Consider the following 8,984-nt stretch of genomic DNA (forward strand, 5'->3'; position numbering starts at 1 on the left):
TGCTGCCGACACCGCTGCCGCCGAGGCCGGTGTGACTGCTCAGACCGTTGCGGCCGAGGCGCCTGTCGCGGAGGCTCCGGTCGTGGAGGCTCCGGCCGAGGAGGCCGCTCCGGCGCGTCCGCGTCGTCGTGCCGCCCGCCGCGCGTCGGCGCCCGCCGGTGCACCGGAGGCGGCCGAGGCCGCCGAGACCGTTGTGCCGGCCGCCGCGCCGCAGGCCGCCGACGAGGCGTCCGCCGCCGCGCCGCAGGAGGCACCCGCGGAGGAGGCCGAGGAGGCCGCTCCGCGTCGTACCCGCCGTCGGGCCACCCGCCGGGCGTCCGCGCCCGCGGCCGAGGCCGAGCAGGCCGCCGCCGCTGCCGCGCCGCAGCCGCAGGAAGCCGCCGGCGCCGAGGAGGCGGAGCCCGCCGCTGCCGCCGCCGTGGAGGCGCCCGCGGAGGAGGCCGAGGAGGCCGCTCCGCGTCGTACGCGCCGTCGGGCCACCCGCCGGGCGTCCGCGCCCGCCGAGGAAGCCGGAACCGCCGTGACCGCCGAGGCCGGCCAGGAGGAAGGGGCCACGGTGACCGCCCCCGCCCCGCAGACCCCCGCCCCGCAGACCCCCGCCCCGCAGACCCCCGCCCCGCAGACCCCCGCCCCGGAGACCTCCGCCACCGCACCGGCCCCCGCCGCCGAGGCCGAGGCAGGTGCGCCGCGCCGTACCCGGCGCCGGGCCGTCCGCGCCGCGTCCGGGTTCGCCGAGCCCGCCGCCGGGGCCGCCGAGGGCGACGCCCCGCGCCGGCCCGCCCGCCCCGCCGTCGCCGTCTTCCAGCCGCCGGTCTTCACCGAGCCCAAGTTCCAGACCCCGGAGCGGGCCGCTGCCGAGGCCGCCGCCGAGGCCACGGGGGGCGACGAGAAGGAGGAGTACACGGAGGAGCGCGCCGAGACCGGTAACCGCCGGCGCCGGCGCCGGCGTGCCGCCGAGGAGACCCGCCCGGTCGAGACCGCCGCCGGGGAAGAGGAGGAGGCCGAGGAGGCCCCCGAGTCGGCCGAGGACCTCGCCGAGGGCGAGGAGGGCGATGACGCCGAGGGCGCCGAGGGCTTCGAGGAGTCCGGTTCGCGCCGCCGGCGCCGCCGCGGCGGACGCCGTCGCCGGCGCGGTGACGCGGCCGACGGCGAGTCCGGTGACGGCGTGGACGACGAGGACGGGGAACTGGCCGCCGAGCAGGCCGCGCAGGACGCCGAGGACACCGCCGAGCAGGAGGAGGAGGACGCCGAGGAGGGCCGCTCCGAGGAGTCCGGCGCCTCCAGCACCAGCAGCCGTCGGCGTCGCCGCCGCCGGCGCCGGGCCGGTGACACCGCCGCCGAGGCCGAGCCGGGCTCCGACGACCCGGAGCGCACGGTCGTCAAGGTCCGCGAGCCGCGCAAGCCCAGCGAACCGTCCGACGAGGTGCAGTCCATCAAGGGCTCGACCCGTCTGGAGGCCAAGAAGCAGCGCCGCCGGGAAGGCCGTGAGCAGGGGCGCCGCCGCGTTCCGATCATCACCGAGGCCGAGTTCCTGGCCCGTCGCGAGGCCGTCGAGCGCGTGATGGTCGTCCGCCAGCACGGCGACCGTACGCAGATCGGCGTCCTGGAGGACGGCGTGCTCGTCGAGCACTACGTCAACAAGGAGCAGTCGACGTCGTACGTCGGCAACGTCTACCTGGGCAAGGTCCAGAACGTGCTGCCGTCGATGGAGGCCGCCTTCATCGACATCGGCAAGGGCCGCAACGCGGTGCTGTACGCCGGTGAGGTCAACTTCGAGGCGCTGGGCATGGCCAACGGGCCGCGGCGCATCGAGGCCGCGCTGAAGTCCGGCCAGTCCGTGCTCGTCCAGGTGACGAAGGACCCGATCGGGCACAAGGGCGCGCGGCTGACCAGCCAGGTCTCCCTGCCCGGCCGCTACCTGGTCTACGTGCCCGAGGGCTCGATGACCGGCATCAGCCGCAAGCTGCCCGACACCGAGCGGGCCCGGCTGAAGACCATCCTCAAGAAGATCGTCCCCGAGGACGCGGGCGTCATCGTGCGCACCGCCGCCGAGGGCGCGAGCGAGGACGAGCTGCGCCGCGACGTCGAACGGCTCCAGGCGCAGTGGGAGGAGATCCAGAAGAAGGCCAAGAACGGCGGCAACGCGCCGACGCTGCTGTACGGCGAGCCGGACATGACCGTCCGGGTCGTGCGCGACATCTTCAACGAGGACTTCTCCAAGGTCATCGTCAGCGGTGACGAGGCCTGGCAGACGATCCACGGGTACGTCTCGCACGTCGCCCCGGACCTGGCCGGCCGGCTGTCGCGGTGGACCAGCGAGGTCGACGTCTTCGCCACCTACCGGATCGACGAGCAGCTCGCCAAGGCGCTGGACCGCAAGGTCTGGCTGCCCAGCGGCGGTTCGCTGGTGATCGACCGGACCGAGGCGATGGTCGTCATCGACGTCAACACCGGCAAGTTCACCGGCCAGGGCGGCAACCTGGAGGAGACGGTCACCAGGAACAACCTGGAGGCGGCCGAGGAGATCGTGCGCCAGCTGCGGCTGCGCGACCTCGGCGGCATCATCGTGATCGACTTCATCGACATGGTCCTGGAGTCCAACCGGGACCTGGTGCTGCGCCGCCTGCTGGAGTGCCTGGGCCGCGACCGTACGAAGCACCAGGTGGCCGAGGTGACGTCGCTGGGCCTGGTGCAGATGACCCGCAAGCGGGTCGGCCAGGGCCTGCTGGAGTCCTTCTCCGAGACCTGCGTCCACTGCAACGGCCGCGGTGTCATCGTCCACCTGGACCAGGCCACCGCCAACGGTGGCGGCGGCAAGCGCAAGAAGCGCGGCGGCCGCGGCGAGGCGGCGGAGCCCGCGCACGAGCACGTGCACGAGACCGCCGCCGTGGCCGTGGAGACCGGCGAGGCCGTCGAACCCGAGGTGGAGACCGCCGCGGAGGTGGCCGCCGAGGCCGCCGAACCGGTGGCCCTGCCGGCCCCCGAGTTCACGCCGGACGAGGAGCTGTACAGCAGCGTCGCCGAGGCGGAGGCGGCGGCCGGCCGTGGCCGCACGCGGCGCCGGGCGAGCCGCCGGGCGTCGGCCCCCGCGGGCGCGCCCCGGGCGGAGCGGGCACCCAGGGGTGAGCGCGCCGCCAAGGGCGAGCGGGCTCCCGAGGCCGAGCAGGCCCCGGTGGCCGAGGAGGCCCAGGTGCCGACCGCCCAGGACGTCACCGCCGAGGAGGCGGCGGCGCGCCCGGTGCAGCCGGAGCCGGCCGCGCAGGCGCTGGCCGAGCCGGTGGCCGCCGAGGACCAGGTGGTCCCGGCGCCCGAGGAGGCCGAGGTGCCCGCCGCCGAGGAGGCCGCGCCCAAGGGCCGTACGCGCCGTCGGGCGACCCGGAAGGTGTCGGCTCCGGCCGGCTCTCCCGAGGGCGCCGAGGCGGCCGTGGTGACGGTGCCGGAGACCGCGTCCGCGGCCGAGGCACCGGCTCAGCGGCCCGCAGCGGTCGCCGAGGCCCCGGCCGGGCAGCCGGCGGAGGCCGACGGCGCCGCCGCCCCGGCGCGGGCGCGCCGCCGTGCGGTGCGCAAGGCCACCGCGCCGACCGCGCCCGCGGAGGCGGCCGTCGTGGTCGTCCCGTCGGCCGCGCCGGAGGCTGCTGAGGCGGCTGCGTCCGAGTCGGCCGCGGCCGAGGCCGCGCACGCCCCCGCGGGCGAGGTGACGGCCGAGGAGGTGGCCGAGGCGACGGCTCCGGCCAAGAAGGCGGTCCGCAAGACCGCTGCCAAGAAGACGGCGGCCAAGAAGACGACCGCCAAGAAGACCGCGGCCAAGAAGACGGCCGCGAAGAAGACGACGGCCAAGAAGGCGACGAAGACCGCCAAGACGGCCGCCGCGAAGTCGACGGCGAAGAAGACCACCACGGTCTCCACCGCCGACGACGAGGGCTGACGCCCACGGTGCGCGGCCGGTCCACGTGACCGGCCGCGCACCGGCCGGGGGCCGTCACGAGCGGCCGGTCCCGCCGGGGTTGCCGGCCGTGCACCCGTGGGGCCGTCGGGAGCGATCCGTCGTCCGCCCGCAGGGCCCGCCGGAGCGATCGGTCGTACCCCCCGTCCGGGGCGGTCGGTCGTCCGCCCGCAGGGCCCGTTCCGAGTGACCGGTCGCACACCCGCGGGGCCCGGTTTGACCCCCTCGCCCGTGGCCCCGTAACCTTGACCGTCGGCGTGTCACTGAACACGCCACATCCCCGTAAACCTCTTCCTTCCGGACGCAAGACGGGCCGGGAGAGGTCGTCCGTGGTGTTCCTGGACGACTGGCCTGCGGGGGTGCCGTTTCTTCGAGCGAAAGTGAGATCCGCGTGTACGCCATCGTGCGCAGCGGTGGTCGCCAGCACAAGGTTGCTGTCGGCGACATCGTTGAGGTTGACAAGATTTCCACTGCCAAGGTTGGCGACACGGTCGAGCTCTCGACCCTGCTCGTTGTCGACGGCGACTCCGTGACCAGCGACCCGTGGGTGCTGGCCGGCATCAAGGTCCAGGCCGAGGTCGTGGACCACCACAAGGGCCAGAAGATCGACATTCTGCGCTACAAGAACAAGACCGGCTACCGCCGTCGGCAGGGCCACCGCCAGCAGTACACGGCGATCAAGGTCACGTCGATCCCCACGGCTGCGAAGTAAGGGACTGAGGAGAAATGGCACACAAGAAGGGCGCATCGTCCACCCGGAACGGTCGCGACTCCAATGCCCAGCGGCTCGGCGTGAAGCGCTTCGGCGGTCAGGTCGTGAACGCGGGTGAGATCCTGGTCCGCCAGCGCGGCACCCACTTCCACCCCGGCGCCGGTGTCGGCCGTGGCGGCGACGACACGCTGTTCGCGCTGCAGGCCGGTGCGGTGGAGTTCGGTACCCACCGCGGCCGCAAGGTCGTGAACATCGTTCCGGTCGCCTGAATCGCCTGATTCACGCGCTGAACGCTTCGCGAGGCGGACCTCACTTCCCGTTCGGGAAGGCGGGTCCGCCTTTCGCGTGTTACCCCCACAGACATACCCGTACGCTCCCGGCTCCGGCCGGGGGGACCCCCAGGAGGCACCGAACCATGACCACCTTCGTGGACCGCGTCGAGCTGCACGTCGCCGCGGGTAACGGAGGCCACGGCTGTGCCTCCGTCCACCGTGAGAAGTTCAAGCCGCTCGGCGGCCCCGACGGCGGCAACGGCGGCCGGGGCGGTGACGTCATCCTGACCGTCGACCAGTCGGTCACGACGCTGCTGGACTACCACCACTCCCCGCACCGCAAGGCCACCAACGGCAAGCCCGGCGAGGGCGGCAACCGCTCCGGCAAGGAGGGCGAGGACCTGGTCCTGCCGGTGCCGGACGGCACGGTCGTCCTGGACAAGGCGGGCAACGTGCTCGCCGACCTGGTCGGCCACGGCACCTCGTTCATCGCCGCGCAGGGCGGCCGCGGCGGCCTCGGCAACGCCGCGCTGGCCTCGGCCCGCCGCAAGGCGCCTGGCTTCGCGCTGCTCGGCGAGCCCGGGGACCTCCAGGACATCGTCCTGGAGCTGAAGACCGTCGCCGACGTGGCCCTCGTCGGCTACCCGAGCGCCGGCAAGTCCTCGCTGATCTCCGTGCTCAGCGCGGCCAAGCCGAAGATCGCCGACTACCCGTTCACCACGCTGGTCCCGAACCTGGGCGTGGTCACCGCCGGCTCCACCGTCTACACCATCGCCGACGTGCCCGGTCTGATCCCGGGCGCCAGCCAGGGCAAGGGCCTGGGCCTGGAGTTCCTGCGGCACGTGGAGCGGTGCAGCGTGCTGGTGCACGTGCTGGACACCGCGACGCTGGAGTCCGACCGTGACCCGGTCTCCGACCTCGACATCATCGAGGAGGAGCTGCGCCAGTACGGCGGGCTCGACAACCGGCCCCGCATCGTCGTCCTGAACAAGGTGGACGTGCCGGACGGCAAGGACCTCGCCGAGATGGTCCGCCCCGACCTGGAGGCCCGCGGTTACCGGGTCTTCGAGGTGTCGGCCGTGGCGCACATCGGGCTGCGCGAGCTGTCCTTCGCCCTGGGCGAGCTGGTCGCCACCGCGCGCGCCGCCAAGCCGAAGGAGGAGGCGACCCGGATCGTCATCCGGCCCAAGGCCGTGGACGACGCCGGCTTCACCGTCGTACGCGAGGACGTCGGCGGCGAGCCGCTGTTCCGGGTGCGCGGCGAGAAGCCCGAGCGCTGGGTGCGCCAGACCGACTTCAACAACGACGAGGCCGTCGGCTACCTCGCCGACCGGCTGGGCCGCCTCGGTGTGGAGCAGGAGCTGATGAAGGCGGGCGCCCGCGCGGGCGACGGCGTCGCCATCGGCCCCGAGGAGAACGCGGTCGTCTTCGACTGGGAGCCGACGGTCATGGCCGGCGCGGAGATGCTCGGCCGCCGTGGCGAGGACCACCGGTTCGACGCCCCCCGGCCCGCGGCGCAGCGCCGCAGGGACAAGGAGGCGGAGCGGGACGAGTCGCTGCGGGAGTACGACGAGTTCAACCCGTTCGAGTAGGGCGCGGCGGGCTGTGCCCGCGGTGTCGTGCGGTGTGACGCGGAGAGGACGCGAGTCCTCTCCGCGTCGCGTTCGGGGCGCGGACCGGCATTTCGGGGCGCGGACCGGCTGAGTCGCGTTCGCGGGGCGGGCCGGCCGGTCAATGGCGGGTCCGGTCACCGGTGGCTTTGCCCGGGGCTTCCCCGGCCGGCTCCCTCGCACTCGCTTTTTCCGGACAATCGGCGACCCGGCGGCCGGGGCCGCTCCGCCGACCGCCCGGGCCTGGTCCGGTGCGCCGCCCGGTCCCGGTCCGGTGCATCGGAGGACCGCTGACGCGCCCTCGGGCGGCGTGCGACGCGCCGGTGGGGGCGGACGGCGGGGCGCATTCCGATCTACCGTCAGATCCGTTGTGGCGCGACGGTTTTCTCGTGCCGCAACGGTCTCCTGCCGTCTCCCTACTTGTCATGCTCGCGATGGGCTTGGTTCAGCAGGCGGACCGTCCGGCCGTGGGACCTTCCCACTGCCCGACACACCCGACCAAGTGGCCACTGTGGCAAGGGAGTCAGCGCATGACAGCAGCATCGCCCGACCGCCGCCGCTTTCTGACCGCCGGGGCCGCCGTCCTCGGCGTCGCGGCCGCCGCCCAGCTGTGGCTGCCCGGCACCGCCCGCGCCGCCGGCACCCCGCTCCCCGACGGCGTCTTCACCCTCGGCATCGCCTCCGGAGATCCGCTGCCCGACGGGATCGTGCTGTGGACCAGACTCGCGCCCGACCCGCTGAACGGCGGCGGCATGCCCGACGCCGTCTTCCCCGTGGACTGGGAGATCGCCGAGGACGAGCGGTTCCGCAGAACCGTCCGCCGGGGCACCGCCGAGGCCCGCCCGGAACTCGGCCACAGCGTCCACGTGGACGTCCGCGGCCTGCGCCCGGACCGCCCGTACTGGTACCGCTTCCGGGCCGGCGACCAGCTCTCGCCCACCGGCCGCACCCGCACCGCGCCGCACCCGCACCGGCGGGGCGGTGCGCTGCGCGTGGCCCTGGCCTCCTGCCAGAACTGGCAGCACGGCTACTTCACGCCGTACGCCGACATGCTCGCCCAGGACCCCGACGTCGTGCTCTTCGTCGGCGACTACATCTACGAGTCCGCTCCCTCGGCGACGGCCGTACGCCGGCACGAGGGCAAGGGCGAGCCGTACACCCTGGCGCAGTACCGCAACCGGTACGCCCAGTACAAGACCGATCCCGACCTCGCCGCGATGCACGCGAACGCCCCGTGGGTGGTCACCTTCGACGACCACGAGGTGGACAACGACTGGGCCGGCGAGATACCGCAGGACCCCGACAAGCAGCCGCACGACAAGTTCGTGGAACGGCTGACCGCGGCCTTCCAGGCGTACTACGAGCACATGCCGGTGCGCGCCACCGCGATCCCGACGGGCCCGCACATCCAGATGTACCGCCGTCTGGAGTTCGGCCGGCTGGCCCGGCTGAACGTCCTCGACACCCGGCAGTACCGCAGCGACCAGGCCACCACGCAGGAGGGCGCCGAGGCGCCGACGCAGACCATGCTGGGCGCCGAGCAGAAGCAGTGGCTGCTCGACGGGCTGTACGACTCCCCGGCCCGCTGGAACCTGATCGCCTCGCAGATCATGATGGCCGAGACTGATCTGCTGCCCGGCGAGGGCAAGCTCTGGTACTACGACGCCTGGGACGGCTACCAGGTCGAACGCAACGCCCTGCTGGAGGAGTTCGCCGGCATCCGCAACCCGGTGGTGCTGAGCGGCGACCGCCACCTGACGATGATCAGCGACCTCAGGACGGACTACGCCGACCCCGACTCGGACGTGGTCGGCGCCGAGTTCGTCGGCACCTCCATCTCCAGCAGCGGCGACCAGGACCAGGACGCCTTCCACCGGCAGTGGGACCCGCTGATGGCGGACAACCCGCACTGGAAGTTCATCGACGCCCACCGCGGCTACCACCTGTTCGACATCCGCCGCGACGGCATCGACGCGCAGGTCCGCGCCGTCGACACGGTGCTCAGGCCGCAGGCGACGGCGAGCACCCTGGCCCGGCTGCGGGTGGAGTCGGACGAGCCGGGCGTCCGGCTGGTGTGACGTACGCCGGCCCGGGACCCGGCCGGGTCCCGGGCTCCTCCGTGCCCCGCCAGGAGGAACGGCTCAGGTGCACGGTCCAGGACGACCGGTCCAGGACGACCGGCCCGGACGACCAGCCCCGGGTGAACCGCCTTAGGTGAACAGCTTTCGCGCGAACCGCCCCGCGTAACTCTTTCCGCGGCATCGACGGCGCGTAATTCCATGGCAATGGAGTGCCGGACCGGCCGTATTCGCGCCCCGTCCGCAACGGCGCCGCGCCGCCGGGCGCCCGCCTCCTGCCCGTCCGCGGGCACCTGTGGACTTACTCACAGCAAATTCACGGGCGTTCACGCCGCCCCCGTCAATCACCGGGAGTGCAAGGTGAATGAC

At 73.8% G+C, this 8,984-nt stretch carries 5 protein-coding genes; all 5 read left to right on the forward strand.

Annotated features, from left to right (window positions below):
* A partial coding sequence (locus IE312_RS22905) for an Rne/Rng family ribonuclease (protein WP_189984228.1) occupies window positions 1-3,925 on the forward strand: 3,925 nt, incomplete at its 5' end.
* A gap of 409 nt (window positions 3,926-4,334) precedes the next feature.
* A complete protein-coding gene (gene rplU, locus IE312_RS22910) occupies window positions 4,335-4,655 on the forward strand; it encodes a 50S ribosomal protein L21 (protein WP_028422127.1) in 321 nt (106 codons plus the stop codon).
* Window positions 4,656-4,669: 14 nt separating this feature from the next.
* Window positions 4,670-4,924, forward strand: a complete 255-nt coding sequence (gene rpmA, locus IE312_RS22915) for a 50S ribosomal protein L27 (RefSeq protein ID WP_023550764.1) — start codon at window positions 4,670-4,672, stop codon at window positions 4,922-4,924.
* A 146-nt stretch (window positions 4,925-5,070) separates the two neighbouring features.
* Window positions 5,071-6,519, forward strand: coding sequence for a GTPase ObgE (gene obgE / locus IE312_RS22920; RefSeq protein WP_189984229.1), 1,449 nt, complete (start codon window positions 5,071-5,073; stop codon window positions 6,517-6,519).
* Window positions 6,520-7,067: 548 nt separating this feature from the next.
* Window positions 7,068-8,615, forward strand: coding sequence for an alkaline phosphatase D family protein (locus tag IE312_RS22925; RefSeq protein WP_189984230.1), 1,548 nt, complete (start codon window positions 7,068-7,070; stop codon window positions 8,613-8,615).
* Window positions 8,616-8,984: the final 369 nt, after the last annotated feature.

Source organism: Streptomyces capoamus, assembly GCF_014654935.1.
Taxonomy (GTDB): Bacteria; Actinomycetota; Actinomycetes; order Streptomycetales; family Streptomycetaceae; genus Streptomyces; species Streptomyces capoamus.